Source organism: Streptomyces sp. C10-9-1 (assembly GCF_024497955.1).
GTDB lineage: Bacteria > Actinomycetota > Actinomycetes > Streptomycetales > Streptomycetaceae > Streptomyces > Streptomyces sanyensis.
In genome coordinates this window covers 259,095-276,687 of the sequence record NZ_JANHKP010000008.1, presented here as the reverse complement: position 1 = coordinate 276,687, position 17,593 = coordinate 259,095, and the positions used below count along the sequence as shown (strand labels likewise).

General features: G+C 75.2%; 18 protein-coding genes and 2 tRNA genes. 7 read left to right on the top strand and 13 right to left on the bottom strand.

Features of this window, described 5'->3' with window-relative positions:
- Nucleotides 1–72: 72 nt before the first annotated feature.
- Complete coding sequence (locus tag NPS70_RS14045; protein ID WP_256524540.1) at nt 73–1,737, top strand: hypothetical protein; 1,665 nt, start codon at nt 73–75, stop codon at nt 1,735–1,737.
- Nucleotides 1,738–1,799: 62 nt separating this feature from the next.
- On the opposite strand, the gene NPS70_RS14040 is transcribed toward NPS70_RS14045, so the two are convergent.
- The 4 genes from NPS70_RS14040 to NPS70_RS14025 form a co-directional block, all read right to left on the bottom strand.
- Nucleotides 1,800–2,357 carry an HIT domain-containing protein gene (locus NPS70_RS14040; protein ID WP_256524539.1) on the bottom strand — a complete coding sequence of 186 codons (558 nt, stop codon included), beginning with the start codon at nt 2,355–2,357 and terminating at the stop codon, nt 1,800–1,802.
- A 111-nt stretch (nt 2,358–2,468) separates the two neighbouring features.
- A complete protein-coding gene (thrS, locus tag NPS70_RS14035) occupies nt 2,469–4,445 on the bottom strand; it encodes a threonine--tRNA ligase (protein WP_256524538.1) in 1,977 nt (658 codons plus the stop codon).
- A 175-nt stretch (nt 4,446–4,620) separates the two neighbouring features.
- Nucleotides 4,621–5,880: a hypothetical protein gene (locus NPS70_RS14030; protein WP_256524537.1), complete on the bottom strand. Its 1,260-nt coding sequence runs from the start codon at nt 5,878–5,880 to the stop codon at nt 4,621–4,623.
- Nucleotides 5,880–6,446 (bottom strand): DUF4365 domain-containing protein, encoded by a 567-nt coding sequence (locus NPS70_RS14025; protein WP_256524536.1) that lies wholly within the window; start codon nt 6,444–6,446, stop codon nt 5,880–5,882. The genes NPS70_RS14030 and NPS70_RS14025 overlap by 1 nt, the downstream gene beginning before the upstream one ends.
- A 121-nt stretch (nt 6,447–6,567) precedes the next feature.
- On the opposite strand from NPS70_RS14025, the gene NPS70_RS14020 reads away from it, so the two are divergent.
- Nucleotides 6,568–7,296, top strand: coding sequence for a 3'-5' exonuclease (locus NPS70_RS14020; RefSeq protein WP_256524535.1), 729 nt, complete (start codon nt 6,568–6,570; stop codon nt 7,294–7,296).
- Between the two features lie 58 nt (nt 7,297–7,354).
- On the opposite strand, the gene NPS70_RS14015 is transcribed toward NPS70_RS14020, so the two are convergent.
- Nucleotides 7,355–7,426: transfer RNA gene (locus tag NPS70_RS14015), tRNA-Val, on the bottom strand.
- A 39-nt stretch (nt 7,427–7,465) separates the two neighbouring features.
- Nucleotides 7,466–7,912 (bottom strand): SRPBCC family protein, encoded by a 447-nt coding sequence (locus NPS70_RS14010; RefSeq protein ID WP_256524534.1) that lies wholly within the window; start codon nt 7,910–7,912, stop codon nt 7,466–7,468.
- Nucleotides 7,913–8,029: 117 nt separating this feature from the next.
- On the opposite strand from NPS70_RS14010, the gene NPS70_RS14005 reads away from it, so the two are divergent.
- Complete coding sequence (locus tag NPS70_RS14005; protein ID WP_256524533.1) at nt 8,030–10,474, top strand: SCO7613 C-terminal domain-containing membrane protein; 2,445 nt, start codon at nt 8,030–8,032, stop codon at nt 10,472–10,474.
- A 46-nt stretch (nt 10,475–10,520) separates the two neighbouring features.
- Here the strand turns inward: NPS70_RS14005 and NPS70_RS14000 are convergent.
- Nucleotides 10,521–10,592, bottom strand: a tRNA-Val gene (locus NPS70_RS14000).
- Between the two features lie 76 nt (nt 10,593–10,668).
- Nucleotides 10,669–11,160: a TIGR02611 family protein gene (locus tag NPS70_RS13995; RefSeq protein WP_256524532.1), complete on the bottom strand. Its 492-nt coding sequence runs from the start codon at nt 11,158–11,160 to the stop codon at nt 10,669–10,671.
- Nucleotides 11,161–11,350: 190 nt separating this feature from the next.
- Here NPS70_RS13995 and NPS70_RS13990 point away from each other — a divergent pair, with 190 nt between their 5' ends.
- Together NPS70_RS13990 and NPS70_RS13985 are read left to right on the top strand one after the other, a co-directional pair.
- Nucleotides 11,351–11,764 (top strand): SsgA family sporulation/cell division regulator, encoded by a 414-nt coding sequence (locus NPS70_RS13990; protein WP_003987206.1) that lies wholly within the window; start codon nt 11,351–11,353, stop codon nt 11,762–11,764.
- Nucleotides 11,765–11,957: 193 nt separating this feature from the next.
- Nucleotides 11,958–12,515: a CGNR zinc finger domain-containing protein gene (locus NPS70_RS13985; protein WP_256524531.1), complete on the top strand. Its 558-nt coding sequence runs from the start codon at nt 11,958–11,960 to the stop codon at nt 12,513–12,515.
- A gap of 15 nt (nt 12,516–12,530) precedes the next feature.
- On the opposite strand, the gene NPS70_RS13980 is transcribed toward NPS70_RS13985, so the two are convergent.
- Together NPS70_RS13980 and NPS70_RS13975 are read right to left on the bottom strand one after the other, a co-directional pair.
- On the bottom strand, nt 12,531–12,683 hold the full coding sequence (locus NPS70_RS13980) for a hypothetical protein (RefSeq protein ID WP_256524530.1): 153 nt from the start codon (nt 12,681–12,683) through the stop codon (nt 12,531–12,533).
- Nucleotides 12,684–12,833: 150 nt separating this feature from the next.
- Nucleotides 12,834–13,268, bottom strand: coding sequence for a hypothetical protein (locus tag NPS70_RS13975; protein ID WP_256524529.1), 435 nt, complete (start codon nt 13,266–13,268; stop codon nt 12,834–12,836).
- Between the two features lie 213 nt (nt 13,269–13,481).
- Between NPS70_RS13975 and NPS70_RS13970 the strand changes: the two genes are divergently transcribed.
- Both NPS70_RS13970 and NPS70_RS13965 read left to right on the top strand, forming a co-directional pair.
- Complete coding sequence (locus tag NPS70_RS13970) at nt 13,482–14,003, top strand: DsbA family protein (RefSeq protein ID WP_256524528.1); 522 nt, start codon at nt 13,482–13,484, stop codon at nt 14,001–14,003.
- A 201-nt stretch (nt 14,004–14,204) separates the two neighbouring features.
- A complete protein-coding gene (locus NPS70_RS13965; RefSeq protein WP_374211997.1) occupies nt 14,205–14,693 on the top strand; it encodes a hypothetical protein in 489 nt (162 codons plus the stop codon).
- Between the two features lie 109 nt (nt 14,694–14,802).
- Here the strand turns inward: NPS70_RS13965 and NPS70_RS13960 are convergent, their stop codons facing one another.
- The 3 genes from NPS70_RS13960 to NPS70_RS13950 all read right to left on the bottom strand — a co-directional run bounded on the left by NPS70_RS13960 (nt 14,803) and on the right by NPS70_RS13950 (nt 17,586).
- The gene (locus NPS70_RS13960) at nt 14,803–15,639 is read right to left on the bottom strand and encodes a GNAT family N-acetyltransferase (protein ID WP_256524526.1); all 837 of its coding nucleotides are present in this window, start codon (nt 15,637–15,639) and stop codon (nt 14,803–14,805) included.
- Nucleotides 15,640–15,706: 67 nt separating this feature from the next.
- On the bottom strand, nt 15,707–16,531 hold the full coding sequence (locus tag NPS70_RS13955; RefSeq protein ID WP_256524525.1) for an aminotransferase class IV: 825 nt from the start codon (nt 16,529–16,531) through the stop codon (nt 15,707–15,709).
- A complete protein-coding gene (locus NPS70_RS13950; RefSeq protein WP_256524524.1) occupies nt 16,528–17,586 on the bottom strand; it encodes a chorismate-binding protein in 1,059 nt (352 codons plus the stop codon). Before NPS70_RS13950 ends, NPS70_RS13955 begins: the two co-directional genes overlap by 4 nt.
- Between the last annotated feature and the right edge of the window lie 7 nt (nt 17,587–17,593).

Genomic DNA, 17,593 nt, shown 5'->3' with positions numbered 1-17,593 from the left:
CGCTGAGGTGCCCAGCTCACCAGGTGTGCGGGGCGCGGCAGTTGGGAACAGGCCGCTGGGAGGCGTGCGGCGATGGGGGCGGCAGTGACAGACGGATTCGATTTCACACCCGGTGCCCAGGTCCCGCTCATGGGGACGGCCGGTCAGACGGCGGCCACCCATGCGCTGGCCTCCGCGGCCTACCGGGACAGCCCGGTGGAGGACATTCTCAAGGCGAACAGCGAGTGGCACTCCTCGGACGTGAAGAAGGGCAGGTTCTCGCTCTTCGAGCCCAACCTGGGCGAGGCGTTCTCGCGCGCGGTGCAGAACCGCATGCTCGGCGGCGGCCGCGGCGCGCTGATCCAGTCCTTCGGCATGGACCCGCAGGTGGTCGTCGAGCACTGCCTGGCCGCGAACCGCATCCGCCGCGAACGGGACGCCAGGCTGACCGTGATCACGCTGCTGTGCGGGGTGCTGTTCCTGCCCGGGCTGCTGCTGTGGATGGGCGTCTTCCAGCTCCGCCGCACGATCGCGGGCGGGCAGAACAAGCGGGCGGGGGCCATGGGCACCGCGCTGCTGGTGGGGCTGGGCGCACTGGCGGTGATCCTGCTGTGGCGGCTGCCGTTCACCGGTTTCTGGGGGCTGTACCTGCGCGGCATGATCGTGGCCCCCGTGCTGGGCTGGGTGCTGGCCCGGCGGATCTGCGAGGCCGGGGCCAAGGACATGCGCGAGCGGTGGAGCAGCCTGCTCTCCGGAGGCGGCCTCGGCGCGAAGGTCCCCGAGGCCGTGCCCGGCAACCCCAACGACGCGGCGCGCGAGCAGCTGCGCCAGGGCCTGCACAAGCTCACCGCCGAGCAGCACTCCAACGTGGTCTTCTACGCCGGGCCCAAGGGGATACTCGGCATGGGCACCCGGTGGGGCAGCTGGCAGATGGCCGAGGAGCTGGTCTCACGGGAACCGGGCAAGGAGATCAACCAGTTCCGCAGCTGGGACGTGGTCCGCGCGATCCACGACCGGCTCAAGCTGCTGGAGCGCGGCCCGCTGAACTCCGGCGGCTTCCCCACGCCGTCCGTCAAGCACTGGGTCGTCTCCCCCGTCGGCGAGAACGCGGGCGCGGTCTCCCGGCCCGAGGGCCAGGAGGTGGAGGCGTACCAGGTCAAGGGCCACGAGATCCAGCGGATCTGCAACCATCAGCAGTTCGGCGGCGGCAACCGCCACTACCTCGGGGTCCAGTTCACCCTGTGGGACGGGCAGCTGGTGATCACCATGATGATCACGGTAACGGTGCTCCACGAGACGCTGCGGGTGGAGGTCACCGGCCATGCGCTGGGCCCGGTGCACTCGCTGTTCACCAGCAAGCCCGAGCCGAAGACGGTGACGGTGAGCAAGACGGTGCGCTTCTGGGAGACGGTGGACCGCACGCTGCCCCTGGTCGACGCCAAGGAGGTCGTGCGGCTGGCCGTGCGGGCCCCGCTCACCTGGTATCCGCCGCTGCTGGACTACCTGGGCGGCAAGCTGGTGCTCCCGGAGCCCTTCGGCCTGCGCCATGCCTGGGCGGACCAGCCGTGGCGGCACCGCTTCATGGCCGACGACGCCCTGCGCGCCGCGACCCCGGTCCTGCGCACGGCGCACGCGGCCGCTCTGAAGGTGCTGGAGGAGAACGGCGTGGACACCGAGCGGTTCGGCAGCCGCTCGCTCCTGGTCGGCGGCGCCGTCCAGGATCCCTCACCCGGCAAGGCGGACGTCTACGACGCCTGAGCGCCACCGCCCCGGGGCCCGTCCCGACCGGGCCGCGGGGCGGGCCGGGGCCCGGTCGGGGCTCAGGCGGGCCAGGCGTCGGCGAGCATCCGCCGGGTGTCCCCGAGCAGCTGCGGCAGCACCTTGGTCGACCCGATCACCGGCATGAAGTTGGTGTCGCCGCCCCACCGGGGGACGATGTGCTGGTGCAGGTGGGCGGCGATCCCGGCACCGGCGGCGGCGCCCTGGTTGATGCCGATGTTGAAGCCGTGGGCCCCCGAGGCGGAGCGCAGCGCCGTCATCGCCTCCTTGGTCAGCCTGGCGAGTTCCACCGTCTCGGCGTCGTCCAGCTCGGTGTAGTCGGCGACGTGCCGGTACGGGACGACCATCAGGTGCCCGCCGTTGTACGGGTAGAGGTTGAGCACCGCGTAGACGCTCCGGCCCCGCGCGACGACCAGCCCGTCCTCGTCGGACTTGGACGGGATGAGACAGAACGGGCAGCCGTCGCCGGACCCGGGGCCGGTGGGCTTGTTCTCGCCCTGGATGTACGCCATGCGGTGAGGCGTCCACAGGCGCTGGAACGCGTCAGGCGTCCCCACTCCGATCTGCTGCTCCGGCTCAGTCGTCATGCGGGCCAGCATATTCGCCGCCGGCGGGGCCGCGGAGCGAGGGCGCCTCCCGCCGCCGGGAGGCGCCCTCGTGCGCCTCCCGGGGACCGGAGCGGCAGGCCCCGGCCCCCGGGGACCGGCGCCTCAGACCTGGACGCGGCGCTCCACCACGTCGGCCAGCTTGGCGAGGGCCTCCTCGCGCGGGATGCCGTTCTCCTGGGAACCGTCGCGGTAGCGGAAGGAGACGGTGCCGGCGTTCATGTCCTCGTCGCCGACGATCACCATGAAGGGGACCTTGGTCCTCTGGTGGTTGCGGATCTTCTTCTGCATCCGGTCCGCGGAGGCGTCGACGTCGACGCGCAGGCCCTTGCGGCGGGCGTCGGCGGCGAACTCCCGGAGGTACTCCACGTGGGCGTCGCCGATCGGGATGCCGACCGCCTGGACCGGCGCCAGCCACGGCGGCATGGCCCCCGCGTAGTGCTCCAGCAGCACGGCGAAGAAGCGCTCGATCGACCCGAACAGGGCCCGGTGGATCATGACGGGGCGCTGCTTGGTGCCGTCCGGGCCGGTGTACTCCAGGCCGAAGCGCTCGGGGAGGTTGAAGTCCAGCTGCACCGTCGACATCTGCCAGGTCCGGCCGATGGCGTCCCTGGCCTGCACCGAGATCTTCGGCCCGTAGAACGCGGCCCCGCCCGGGTCGGCGACGAGCTCCAGGCCCTGCTTCTCGGCCACCTGCCGCAGGGTCTCGGTCGCCTCCTCCCAGACCTCGTCGGAGCCGACGAACTTCTCCGGGTCCTTGGTGGACAGCTCCAGGTAGAAGTCGTCGAGGCCGTAGTCGCGCAGCAGGTTCAGCACGAAGGTGAGGGTGCGGTCGAGCTCCTCCGCCATCTGCTCCTTGGTGCAGTAGATGTGGGCGTCGTCCTGGGTGAACCCGCGGGCGCGGGTCAGACCGTGCACCACACCGGACTTCTCGTACCGGTAGACCGTCCCGAACTCGAAGAGCCGCAGGGGCAGTTCGCGGTAGGAGCGGCCCCGGGCGTCGAAGACCAGGTTGTGCATGGGGCAGTTCATGGGCTTGAGGTAGTAGTCCACGCCCTCGTCGAGCTGCATGGGGGGGTACATGCCCTCGGCGTACCAGTCGAGGTGCCCGGAGACCTCGAACAGCTTCCCCTTGGTGGCGTGGGGAGTGTAGACGAACTCGTACCCCTCCTCCTCGTGGCGCCTGCGGGAGTAGTCCTCCATGACCCGGCGGATGATGCCGCCCTTGGGGTGGAAGACGGCGAGGCCGGAGCCGATCTCCTCGGGGATGGAGAAGAGGTCGAGCTCGCTGCCGAGCTTGCGGTGGTCGCGCTTCTCCGCCTCGGCGAGGAAGTCGAGGTGGGCCTTCAGCTCGTCCTTCGAGGGCCAGGCGGTGCCGTAGATGCGCTGGAGCATCGGGTTCTTCTCGCTGCCGCGCCAGTAGGCGGCCGCGTTGCGCATCAGCTTGAACGCCGGGATGGTCCGGGTGGTGGGCAGGTGGGGACCGCGGCACAGGTCCTTCCAGCACAGCTCGCCGGTCTTGGCGTCGAGGTTGTCGTAGATGGTCAGCTCGCCCGCGCCCACCTCCACGTCCGCGCCGTCGTCGGAGGAGGCCGAGCCCTTGAGGCCGATCAGCTCCAGCTTGTAGGGCTCCCCCGCGAGCTCCTCGCGGGCCGCCTCGTCGCTGACGACCCGGCGGGAGAAGCGCTGGCCGCGCTTCTGGATCTCCTGCATCTTCTTCTCGACGGCCTTGAGGTCCTCGGGGGTGAACGGCCGGTCCACGTCGAAGTCGTAGTAGAAGCCGTCCTTGACCGGCGGGCCGATGCCCAGCTTGGCCTCGGGGAAGAGCTCCTGCACGGCCTGGGCCATGACGTGCGCGGTGGAGTGCCGCAGGATGTCCAGGCCGTCCGGGGAGGAGATCTCGACCGGCTCGACCTGCTCGCCGTCCCGCACGGCGTAGGCGAGGTCCTTCAGCTCACCCGCGACACGGGCGGCGACCACGGTGCGCTCGCCGGCGAACAGCTCGGCGGCCGTAGTGCCCGGCGTCACCACGCGCTCTTCCCGCTCGGAATCGCGTTGGATGATCACACGGACGTCTGACACCGGTCTCTCCTGACTGAAGGTGGGTGTGCGGCCGGGTACGGCACGCGCACCAGGAATCGTACCGAGCCCGGGGGGCCGCCCGCGAAACGGTTCTCTGGCCGCGGGCCGCCCGGACCGGGCACCGGACCTGCCGGGTCGGGCGCGCAGGACCCGGCGCACGGGCGGTGCGCACGGCTCAGGGGCGGCGGCGCTCCTCCTCGCCGTCGCCGCCCTCCTCGCAGCAGTCCGGGCTCTCGTGGAGGGACTTCATCAGCCGGTCCCGCTCGGCGTCGTCCAGGGGCACGGGGACGAGCCCTTCCGCGCCCGCGAGGTTCCGGAAGCCGCCCCGGCTCTCCAGACGGCCCGCCACCCGCACCGGGAGCCCGTCCAGGTGGGCGTGCCCGGCGGTGCGGTACGCCTCCTCGTCGAGCGCCACCCGCACCCGGCCCACCTCGGCCCCGGACAGCACCCGCAGCCGCACCGTGCCCGGCCCGCGGGGGCCGCTCCGGCGCATCCGCACCACCGTCCCGGTGAGCACCACGGGCACGGACGGCTCCGCCCTCAGGTAGCACGCACCCGCCTCGCGCAGGGCGGCCAGGTCACCGGCCGAGAACTCCACGGGGTCCGTGCGCACCCCGCAGCCCCGGGGCACCCCGGCGGCGGGCGACCAGTCCAGGGCGATGCGGGCCCCCTCCGAGCCGCGGACCAGGGCGATCACGGACTCGGTCAGCTCCCGGCTGACGCCCGCGCGGACGGCCGTGTCGAAGGCGTCCATGCCGCCCGCGGCACGCCGGTAGTCGATCGCCTCCCGGGCGGCGTGCAGGGCGTGGCAGAGGCGCACGGCGACGGCCCGCCCCGTGCGGACCGGCACGAAGGCGGTCAGCTCGCGCCCTCCGGCGGCCGGGCCGACCAGCACCCCGGAGAGCGCCGCCCGCGCCTGCCGCCTGCGCCGGGCCCCGTGGTACCCGGAGCGGGCCCGCACGGCGAGCGCCCCCGCCGTCAGCATCTGCCCCACCGCGGAGCGCAGTTGCTCCTGGGCGGCCCACGAGGACACCCCCGAGGGGCCCTCGGGGACCGCGCGCCACCAGCGGATCTCGTCGCTGGGCACGGCGAGGGCGACGAGGACCTCGCGCGCGGAGGGCAGTGGGCTGCGGCCGAGCGCGGTCAGGGCCTCGGCGAGCAGTTCCTCGCTGTCGGGGTACGCCCGGTCCTGCGGCAGCAGCAGGCTGGGGCCCGCCGCCGCGGCGGGCCCGGGGGGCGTCCAGCGGCCGTAGCGGCCGGGGGCGCCGCCGCGGCGCCGCCAGCCGTGCCGGTCGAGCAGGGCCCCGAGGACGGCCGGGTCGACCTGCGCCGGATCCGGTTCGGGGGCACCGCCCCAGGGGGCGGGCAGGCCCACCGGGTGGGGGCGCGGCGGCGGGGCGCCGTCGCCGGTCGCGTCGTCGAAGGGCCGGTGCATCAGGGCCTCCCTCCCGCGCCGACGCGGGTCATGATCTCGCACAGGGCCCGGTCGTCGAAGATCCGGGCGGTGGGGACGCGCACCGTGGTGCGCCGGCGGCCCGTCACCGGATGGCCTGCGAGGTTGGTCCAGTAGCAGCAGTGGCGCAGGTCGAGGCGGTCGTGCCCGGCACGCAGCCAGTCCTCCCGGTCCCTGGGGACGATCATCACGACGAGGATCTTGTGGACGGCCACCGGGGTGCGGGCGAGCTTCGCCAGGTGGTCGTTGTCGAGGGTGAAGGAGAACGACGGCCCCGGCGGCCTGGGCGCCAGCTGGTACGTGGCCTTCAACTGCACCTTGATGGTGACCTCGTCGTCCACGGCGTGCCCGGGCGATCCGTGGCTGACGTGCCAGTCGATCCCGTTGTCCGGGAACGGCTGGGACAGCGAGCACCCGGCGGCGGCCGCGACGGCGTGCAGGTAGCCCACCTGGAGGGTCTCCATGCAGGCGGTGGTGGCCAGTGAACCGCGCACCGGTGCGGGCCGCTGGGCCGGCGGCCCTCCCGGCTCGGGCTGGGCGAGCGCCATGGCAATTCCTCTCCCCGTCACCTGTGTTGTCACCGCCCGGCGTACGGCGCAAACGGTCCGGGTATCACCGCTTCGGGCAGGAGTTGTCGCCATCTGCCAGGCGCGTGCGAGGAGTTCGGGGATGACGTACTGGTTCGACGGCCCGCTGGCCGCATTTGACACGGAGACGACCGGAGTGGACGTCGAGGAGGACCGGATCGTTTCGGCCGCCGTCGTCGTCCAGGACACGCCCGGGGGGCGGCCGCGCACCACGCGCTGGCTGGTCGACCCCGGGGTGCCCGTGCCCCCCGCGGCCACCGCGGTGCACGGGCTGACGGAGGAGCACCTCCACCGGAACGGCCGCTGGCCGTCCCCCGTGATGGAGGAGATAGCCCGGCTGCTCGCCGAGCAGTGCGCGGCCGCCCGGCCGCTGGTGGTCATGAACGCACCCTTCGACCTGACGCTGCTGGACCGGGAGTTGCGCAGGCACCGGGCCTCGTCGCTGACCCGCTACCTGGAGAACGCACCGCTGTGCGTGCTCGACCCCCGGGTCCTCGACAAGCACCTGGACCGCTACCGCAAGGGGCGGCGCACCCTGACCGACCTGTGCGCCCACTACGAAGTGGAGCTCGGCGCCGCACACGACGCGGCGGCGGACGCCCTCGCCTCGCTGGAGGTGGTCAGGGCGGTGGGCCGGCGGTTCGCCGCGCGGCTGGAGCGCCTGTCGGCGGCGGAACTGCACGCCCTGCAGGCCGTGTGGCACGCGGCGCAGGCCCGGGGGCTCCAGGCGTGGTTCGCCCGCAGCGGACAGCCCGAGCCGGTCGACCCGGCCTGGCCCCTGCGCCCGGAACTGCCCGCGGCGGCCGCCTGAGCACCGGGGCCTGGAACGCGCGAGGCCGGTCCGTCTGCGACGGACCGGCCTGCTGCCGTGGGCGATACTGGGATCGAACCAGTGACCTCTTCGGTGTGAACGAAGCGCTCTCCCGCTGAGCTAATCGCCCGGGAACGCACTGAACAATACAGTGCGCCGCGCCCCGGGTTCAAACCGCCGCCAGCCGGGCGGCCAGCCCCCTGCGCCCGGCGCGCATCATCAGGGCGTGGTTGGCCCGGAACAGGGGGCGGCACGGTACCGCCAGCCGCCGCATCAGGGGCCTGCGCACCTCGACCTCCTGCTCGTACACGGCCCGGGTGCCCCCGCCGTGCGGGACGAGCGTCCAGCGCGACCAGCCGTCGAGATCGCCCTCCAGCGCGGCCTCCAGCACACCCGCGCCCCGGTCGTGCCGCCGCGCCCGCACCGTGACCACCAGGTCGTAGGGGAGCAGCGAGCGGAACCTGACCCTGCCTGACGCCCCGTCGACCGGGACGACCTCGCGCACCTGCGGCCACCACAGGGGGTACTCCTCTCCCCGTTCGAGGACGCGGTAGACCGCGCCGGGGGGTGCGGGCAGGTCCCAGACGCAGCGGAAGCGGTAGCGGCACCAGTCCATGCCCCCAGTCTGCGCCGCCCGGGCCGCACCGGTCCCGGGAAGCCGCGCCCGGGTACTCACGCGCACCTGAGTATCCGGCCCCATGCCCCGCGCCGTGACCGGCGCCACACTGCCGCCATGGAGAACGCCCCGCCGCCCGCCGAGGAACTGGCGCTCGTCGACGCCGAGCTGCGCCGACTGGACGCCCGGCGCTCGCAGTTGCTGACCCGCCGCGCCTGGCTGCTCGCCGCGGCGGCTCCGCCGGCCGGGGCGGCCGTGCGGCCCGCTCCGGCGGCGGCCGCCGCTCCGCCCCGCGCCGAGGCGTCGCCCCCCAGGGTGCGCAACGTGCTGCTGGCACTCGGCGGGACGCTGCTGGCCGTCGCGGCGGTCGCCTTCACCCTGCTCGGCTGGGGCAGCCTCGGCATCGGCGGACGCTCCGCCGTGCTGGGCGCCGTGACCCTGGCGGCGCTCGGGGCCCCGCTGCCGCTGCTGCGCAGGGGCATGCCGGCGACCGCGGAGGCGGTCTGCGCGGTGGCCCTGGTGCTCACGGCGCTCGACGCCTACGCCGTGTACCGGGTGGTGTTCCTCGGCGCGGACCCGGTGGCGGCGACGGCGTGCGCGTGTGCGCTACTCGCCGCCGTGTGGACGGCGCAGGGGCTGCTGCTGCCCGCGCTGCGCGCCCCGCTGCCGGCCGCGGTCTGCGTCGCGCAGCCCGCGCTCCCGCTGTGGGCGCTCTCCGGCGCGCCGGGCGCCCCGGAACCGGGCTGGGCCCTGCTGCTGACCGCCGCGGGGGGCACCGCCGCGGCCCTGCTGGCGCGGCGGGGCGCGGTGCGGGGCTTCGCCGGGGCCGCCGCGGCCCTCGCCGGTGCGGGCGCGCTGGCGGCGGGCCTGCGGCACTCGCTCGCCGCGGACGCCCCCGCGGACGCGGCGGCCGCGGGGCCGCTGCTGCTCGCGGTGGCCGCGACGGGCCTCCTCGCGGCCTGGCGGGCCCCGTCGGCCGCCGTCCCGGCCTCCGCCGCCTCCGCCCTGGCGGTGGTGGCCGCGGTGGGCGGGGTGGTTCGCGCCGCGGTACCCGAGGGCTGGGGCGCGCCGGGGTACCTGCTGTGCGCGGCGGTGCTCGCCGTCTCGGTGCGCCCGCCGCTGCCGCACGGCGTGCTGCGGGGTGCCTGCTGGGCCGCGGCGGCGGTGCACGCCCTGGCGGTGCCCGCCGCGGCCGCCGCGCTCGCGGTGGCCCTGGCGGGGCCGGCGGGCCGGGCCGGCGCGATCTGGGAGGGCGCGCCCGCCACGGTCCGCGAGGCGCTGCCCGGGCTGCCGGCGCCGGGCGCGCCGCTCTCGGTACCCGTGGTCCTCGCGTGCGCCGCGGTGCTCCCGGCGCTGCTCGCCCTGCGCCCCCGGGCGCTCGCCGGGTTGCGCCCCGCGGCCGCCGGGCCGTGGCGGGGGGCGGCCGCGGCCGCGGCCCTGGCGCTCGGGTGGGCGGCCCTGGCGGTCCTGCCCTGGGCGGTCGACGCCCCCTACCCGGCCGCCGTGTGCTGGCAGACGGCGGTGGCCCTCGGGGCACTGGCCGCCGGTGTCCGGAGCCGTCCGGTGCCGTCCGGGCCGCGGCACGACGCCGGGGACGGCGTCCCGGCCGCGGCGGCGCTGCTGTGCGCGGCGGCGTCCGCGGTGAGCGCGGTCGCGCTGGCTCTCGCGACCCGGACCGCCACGTTCGCGGTGCTCGGGGTGCTGACCGCGGCGCTGGCGGCGGCGGCGCGCCGGTCGGCCGGGCCGGTACGGCCCGCGGTGCTCGGTGCGGCGGCGGTCCTGGCGGCGTCCGGGCTGGCCGGGGCCGCCGCCGCGGCGTCCGGGCTCCCCGCGCACCGGGCCGCGCTGGTGCTGCTGGCCGTGCCCGCGGCCGCCGCCGGGGTCGGCGCGCGCCTGGGGCGGCACCCGGCGGCCCTGCCGGTCGAGCTCGCCTCCGTGCCCGCCGGGGCCGCGGCGGTGCTGGCCGCCTCGGGGGACGCCGCGTGGGCGTCTTTGGTGCTCGCCCTGTGCGGGGTGGTCGCGGCGGCGACGGCGCTCCGTCCCGAGCGGCGCCCGGCCGCGGCGCACCTGGCCGCCGGGCTGTTCCTGGTGGCCACCTGGGTGCGGCTGTTCGCGGCCGGGACGACGGCTCCGGAGCCCTACACGCTTCCGGTGACCGTGGCGGCGCTGGTGGTGGGCGCGCTGCGCAGGCGGCGCGACCCGGGGACCTCCTCCTGGCGGGCCTACGGGCCGGGTCTGGCCGCGACGGCGGTCCCCGGGCTGCTGTGGGCGCTGGCCGACGGGCAGGGGACCCGGCCGCTGCTGCTGGGCTCGGCCGCCCTGGCCGTGACCCTGGTCGGCGCGCGCCGCCGGCTCCAGGCGCCGCTGCTCCTCGGAGGCGGGGTCCTGGTGGCGCTGGGCGTGCACGAGCTGGCGCCCTACGTGGTGCAGGCGGTCGGGGCGCTCCCCCGGTGGCTTCCTCCGGCGCTCGCGGGGGCGCTGCTGCTCGGGGTGGGCGCCACGTACGAGCAGCGGCTGCGCGAGGTCCGCAGAGTGCGGGCGGGCATCGGCCGGATGCGCTGAACGCCGAGGGCCCCGGGGACGGATGTCCCCGGGGCCCTCGGTTCGGTGGGCGATACTGGGATCGAACCAGTGACCTCTTCGGTGTGAACGAAGCGCTCTCCCGCTGAGCTAATCGCCCGGGCGCACGGCACACATTACCCCATGTCAGAGGGGCCCCGGCACCACCGCCGGACCGGCCGTCCGCCGCGCGGGGATCAGCTCTCGATCCGCCACGGCAGGACGAGGCCGAACGTCCACAGGTAGAAGCCGCACAGGCCCCCCGCGATCACCAGGCCGACCACGGTCAGGATGATGTTGCGGCGCCTGACCCGCGGGTCCAGGGCGCGCTGGGCGGCCTCGGTGACCTTCCGCTTGGTCCAGCGCAGCACCAGCTGCGCCCAGACGAACTCGGTCGCCCAGATCGCCATACCGGCGAAGATCACGACCCAGCCGGGGCCCGGCAGCACGAGCATGGCGGCGCCCGCGCAGACGACCGCGAGGCCGACGACGAAGACGCCGACCTGCCAGCTGATGTGCAGGGTCCTGGATCTCTTGATGAAGTGCGGCGCCCGGGAGCCGAGCGGCCGCTCGTCCTCCTCCTCGGGCGCCTGGGGCGCCGACGCCGCATCCGTGGTCACGTCCCCCGTTGCGGGGCGGCGCGCCGTCATGGCGACAGCCTCGTCCCGCTCGTCACTCTCCGCTCGCATGGGGCCCAACTTACCGGATCGCACCCGATCACCAGGATGGGCGCATTGCGCACGGTAATCCCCCGCCGTACGAGGGACGCGAGGCATCACAAAACGGTCAGAGGGGTTTACAACGGCACCGTAGGTGGCATGTCGATTTCGCCGACGTGCGAATCCCCGAGCGCACACTGAGCGAAAGGCCCTGGCGCTTATGAACACCACGGTCAGCTGCGAGCTGCACCTGCGCCTCGTTGTATCGAGCGAGTCCTCACTGCCTGTACCCGCGGGCCTGCGGTATGACACGGCCGATCCCTATGCCGTGCACGCCACCTTCCACACCGGAGCCGAAGAGACGGTCGAATGGGTCTTCGCCCGCGACCTGCTCGCCGAGGGTCTCCACAGGCCCACCGGCACCGGCGACGTCCGTGTCTGGCCGTCCCGGAGCCACGGTCAGGGCGTCGTCTGCATCGCCCTGAGCTCCCCGGAAGGGGAAGCCCTCCTCGAGGCCCCGGCGCGGGCCCTCGAGTCGTTCCTGAAGCGGACCGACGCCGCGGTGCCTCCCGGCACCGAGCACCGGCATTTCGATCTCGACACGGAGCTCTCGCACATCCTGGCCGAGAACTGAGCCAGGCGTTAGAACCGCCCGGCGCCGTCCGTCTCGGGGAGACGGCGCCGCGCGGATCCTCCCCTGCGGAGGCATTCGGCGCCGTCGCCACGGAATCCACCGTGGCGACGGCGCCGAATGCCGTCCGGGCACGAACCGCTAGAGTCGGCGCAATTCGGCGGGCACCGGCCCGCGGCAGCCCAGGGAGCGAAACGTGCTGATTCCCCACGACACCCGCGTCGCCCTCGACGCGGTCGTCGATCTGGTGAACACCGCGCCCGAAGACGACCGCGAGGACGGACTCGCGGACGTCGCGGCGCTCGACGAGTTCGTCCGCCGGCACAACGTCAGCGACGTGGACCGGCTGGGCCCCCGCGACCTGAGGGCGGTGCAGGGGATCAGGGACGGCTTCGCGGAGGTCTTCGCGGCACCGGACAGCCGGAGCGCGGCCGGGCTGATCAACGACCTGGTGGCCGCGGCGGGCACCACGCCCCAGCTCACCGACCACGACGGCTACGACTGGCATGTGCACTACTTCGCACCCGGCGCCTCCGTGGCCGACCACCTCGCCGCCGACTGCGGGATGGCGCTCGCCTTCATCGTCGTGGCCGGCGAGAAGGAGCGGCTGCGCCGCTGCGAGGCGCCCGGCTGCGGGCGGGCCTTCGTCGACCTGTCCCGCAACCGTTCGCGCCGCTACTGCGACAGCCGCACCTGCGGCAACCGGCTGCACGTGGCGGCCTACCGGGCGCGCCGCCGGGAGGCCGCGGGCTGACGGCCGGGCCGCCGCTCACAGCAGGAACAGGTCATGGAGGGCCGCCAGCAGCAGCAGGACCCCGATCACCGCGAGGAAGATCATCAGGGGTGGCTGGGAGAGGGCGAACAGGCAGCCGCGCGGCTCGCGGGTCGGTGCGGGGGACTGGCCCCGTGAGGTATCGAGCATCTCGTAGAGATCATGACGCAGCCGAGGGGCCGCAGAGCACCAACCCCGTCCTGGAGCACGGGAGTTCACCAGATCCCGTGTCCCTTCGCGCAGATGGCCGCACCCCGGCGGCCGTGCCGGGACGGCCGCCGCGGGTCGCGGCGACGGGTGTCAGATGCCGTGCTTCTTGAGGATCGCCTCGATGTCGCTGAAGTCGTCCTCGGCGGTCTCCTTCCTCCGCGTGCGGCCGTGCGCCTCCGCGCCGGACCCGAGGGACGGCGCCGCGGCGCCGGGCGCCACGGCCCCGCCGCGCGGGGCGGGCCCGGCCGCCGGGGGCACCGCCTTCGCGGCGCGCCTCCGCTCGGTGACGCGGGTGGCGGCGAAGAGCAGCCACGCGCCGCCGAGCAGGCCGAAGCCCGCCCACGCGGAGGGGCTGAAGGCCGTGTCGACGGCCCACTCGACCGCACCGGTGAGCACCAGGCCGAGGGGGACGAGGGAGTAGGCGGCGATACGGGCGGCGGCGAGGAAGCGCCTGCGGTACGCCGTCACCGCGGCGATGCCCAGCCCGGCCGCGGCCACCGCGGAGCAGATGGTCTCGGCAAGCATCCGGTCCTCCAGGGTCGGCGGGACGACGGGTGTCGGTGTCGTCCCTTTCCATCCTGCACCGTCGCCGGGGTCCGGGGCCACGGTGCGGGCCCGCCTCAGGGAGAACTCCGGGGTGTTCTCCTCCTCAGGTCCCGCGGCGACGTGCGCGGACGTACCCCGGCCGGGCCTGCGGGCGGTGGGCGGCGGCCCCGGGGCGGGTGGAAGACTGGGGCCATGAGCGATTCCCCCTCCACTCCCCCGGTCGTCGTCGACGTCTGGTGCGACCTCCAGTGCCCCGACTGCCACCGCGCGCAGGACGACGTCCGCGCCCTGCGCGAGCGCTACGGCGACCGGATCGAGCTGCGGCTGCGCCACTTCCCCCTGGAGAAGAACCGCCATGCCTTCGCCGCGGCGCAGGCGGCGGAGGAGGCGGCCGTCCAGGGGCGGGGCCGGGACTATGCGGAGGCGCTCCTGGCGCGCACCGGGGAACTGTCGCGACGGGGCGAGGAGGTGCTGGTCGAGCTGGCGCAGGAGCTGGGCCTCGATGCCGAGGAGGTCGACACCTCCCTGGTCGACGGGCGGCACATCCTGGTGGTCGACGCCGACCAGGCCGAGGGGAAGGCGCTCGGCGTCACGGGGACGCCGACGTACGTCGTCGACGGGGTCCGCCTGGACGGCGGCGTGAGCCAGGAGGGGCTGCGCGGACGGATCGAGGAGATCGCCGACCGCCTGCTGGCCGCGGCCCCCCGTGCGTAGGTCCCCGGGCGTACCGCCCCGTGGGCCCGCGCGGGCCCACGGGGCGGTCTCCGGCACTCCTTCGGCCGGCGGGGCGGCCGCCGGCGCTGCCCGGGCGCCCGCGGTCGCCGCTCCCGGGAACACTCCGCCCCGCCCCCGTTTCGGCCGGGGGCCGTCTCGGTGATTCCCGCACGGGTACGTACCGGTGCCCCGCTGGCTCTGGTGCTTGCCGCCCTGTCCGGCTGCTCCTCCCACTGGGGCTGCACCGACACGGCCGCGGAGCGCGGTGAGGCCGGTGTCAGGGTGCAGGTCGAGGACGTGTACGGGCAGCGTCTCGGCGTCACCGCCGAGATTGTCGACTGGCGCCTCCGGCCCCACCCGCAGGCGCCGTCCGAAGGCGACGAGGTCCACTTCCGCTATCGCTTCGACGGCGCCGGCCGGACATCCGGCCCGACAGTGGACGCCTGCGCCGTCGACAAGGACCGCGTGGCACTGGGCTGCCAGGCGGTCTACGCGCCCGGGGCGCGGCACGAGCCGGACGGCGCCCTCACGGGCGAGGTCTGGCTCGCGGTCGAGCACCCCGGGCAGGTGGCCGGGGTCCTGTTGATCCCCAACGACCAGTCCTACCGCCGCCCCTCGTGCAAGCAGGACATCAAGGACGGTGGTGGGACGCATCCGCCGAAACCGGCCGGCACGGGGGACCAGCTGTAGGGCGGCCACCGCGGCCGAGCGCGAGACACCGGTCCGCCGGCGCCCCGGCGACCCCGCCGCACGGTGGTCCGGCGGTGCCCCTCGCCCCGCCGGGCCCCCGCCGGGCCCGTCAGAGCAGCCGCTTGGCGAGGTTGCGGTGGGTGGTGCGGTACCCCAGGGACTCGTAGAGCCGCAGGGCGGGGGTGTTGCCCTCGAAGACGTTGAGCCCGACGCGCTCCAGACCGGCCTCGCGCGCGGTGCGCTCGGCGAGCAGCATCAGGGTCCGGCCGTGTCCGCGGCCGCGGTGCGGTTCCGCCACCTCGACGTCGAGGACGAAGGCCTCCCGGGCGCCCCGGCCGGCGTCGCGCTCGGCGACCCAGATCCGGCCGACGCACTCCCCCGCGGCGTACAGGCACAGGATCCGGGTCCCGGGGGTGGCGAGGCCCTCGGGGAGGAGCCCGGCGTGCGCCCGCTCGGAGTGGGCGAGGGCCGCGGCCTCGGGGAAGCCCTGGGCGGCCAGGGTCCTGGCGAAGGAGCCGACCGCCGCCCGGCGCCAGCGGTCGTAGTCCGCCGGGTCCAGGGGCCGGGCCTCGGCGCCGTCGGACGGGGCGGGCGGCGGTCCGCCCGTCTGCTTGGCCATCGAGCGGGCGCGCGCGGTGTAGCCGAGCGCACCCGCGAGCCGCAGGGCGGGCTCCGCCCCCTCCTCGACCGCGATGCGGACCTCGGCGCAGTCCCAGCCGCGCAGTACCTCCTCCGCGGCGAGGGCCGCGACCGTGCCCCTGCCCCGGCCGCGGTCGGGCGGCTCGACGTGCAGCGAGAGGATGCGGCCGACCGTGATCCCGGGCCCGGGCTCGGCGGCCAGGGCGACCGCGCCCACGGGCCTGCCGTTCACGCACACGTCGTAGTCCCGGGCGAGCGCGCCCTCCGACCGCCGTATCGGCCCGGTGGGCCGCAGTGTCGTCGTCATCGAGGTGTTTCTACCTGCCTCCGGGGCGCCCGACACCACCCAATTCCGCCGAGCCGGTGCCGCCGGATCAGCGGGGGTCGGGCTCGGCCGCCGCGCGCTCCCGGAAGATCCGCATGGCCTTGGCGGTGACGGGCCCGGGGGCCGTCCCCGACTCCCTCCCGTCGATCCGGACCACGGCCTGCACGTCGCGGAGGGTCGAGGTGAGGAACACCTCCTGCGCGCGGTGGAGGACGTCCATCGGCAGGTCGGTCTCGCGGGCGCCCGTCCACTCCGCGGCCAGGGCGCGGGTGATGCCGGCCAGGCAGCCGGAGGCGAGGGGCGGGGTGTGGATCTCGCCGTCGAGTACGACGAAGACGTTGGAGCCGGTGCCCTCGCACAGCCGCCCGACGGTGTTGGCGAACAGCGCCTCGGAGGCGCCCTGCTCGTGGGCGCGGGCGAGGGCGACCACGTTCTCCGCGTAGGAGGTGGTCTTCAGCCCGGCGAGGGCACCGCGTTCGTTGCGGGTCCAGGGCACGGTGACCACGGCGGTGGTGTCGGGGCGCTCCGCCGTCGCGCCGAGGGCGACCACCAGGGTGGGGCCGTCGGTGCCGCGGTCCGAGCCGAGCGGGGAGAGGCCGCCGGTGTAGGTGATGCGCAGGCGGCCGAGCGGCATCGGGTTGGCGTCCAGGACCGCCGCGCAGGCGTGCCGGATCTCGTCGTGGTCGGGCTCGGGCAGGCCCAGCCCGTGCGCGGACCGGGTGAGCCGCTCCAGGTGGCGGGTGAGGGCGAAGGGCCGCCCGCGCACCGCCTTGACGGTCTCGAAGATCCCGTCGCCCACGGTCATGCCGTGGTCGAGCACGGACACCCGGGCGTCCTCGACGTCCCGGAGGCCACCGTTGACCCAGAGCCTCATCCCGCAGTCCTTCCGCTCGCCTGGTACGCGCCCGACGCTATCGCGAGCAGCCGGGAGGCCTTCAGCTCGGTCTCCTCCCACTCCCGGTCGGGGTCGGAGCCCCAGGTGATCCCCGCTCCGGTGCCGAAGCGCAGGCGGGGTCCGCCCGGGGCGCCGCGGTCGATCCAGAAGGTGCGGATGCCGACGGCGAGCGAGGCGGTGCCCCGGTCGGCGTCGACCCAGCCGATCCCGCCGCAGTAGGGCCCCCGGGGCGCGGTCTCCAGGGCGTCGATGATCCTCAGGGCGCTGGACTTGGGCGCCCCGGTGACGGACCCCGGGGGGAAGGCCGCGGCCAGCAGCTCGGGCCAGCCGGCTCCCGGGGCGAGTTCGCCCCGGACCGTGGAGACCAGGTGGACCAGGCCCGGGTGCGGTTCCACGGCGCAGAGCGCGGGCACCGTCACGGTCCCGGTGCGGCAGACGCGCCCGAGGTCGTTGCGGACCAGGTCCACGATCATCACGTTCTCGGCGTGGTCCTTCTCCAGCAGGTCCTCGGCGGTGCGGCCGGTGCCCTTGATCGGGCCGGACTCCACCGTGCGACCGGTGCGGCGCAGGAAGAGCTCGGGGGAGGCGCTCGCGATCTCCACTCCGTGCGCCGGAAGCCGAATCGTTCCTGCATAGGGGGCGGGGTTGCCCTGCGCCAGCAGGGCGGCGAGCGCGTCGACGTCGCCCGCTCCGGGCCCCGGCAGCGGGGCCGACAGCACCCGGCACAGGTTCGCCTGGTAGACCTCGCCCGTCGCGATGTGCGCCCGGATCCGGCGCACTCCGGCGGTGTAGGCGGCGCGGTCGAGCGAGGAGGTCCACTCCCCGGCCGCCGGGCCGCGCCAGCGCCCGGGTTCGGGGGCGGGGACCGGCACCGACCGCACGTCGCCGAAGCGCGCGCAGGTCAGCCCGCCCTCGAAGTCGGCGGCCACGGCCCAGAAACCCGAGGAGTCGAGGGCCGCGGGGTCGCTGGTGACGTCCCTGAGGTCGGTGGCGAGGAGGGGGCCGAAGCGGGCCAGAGGAGCGAGGTCGTGCACGTCTGCG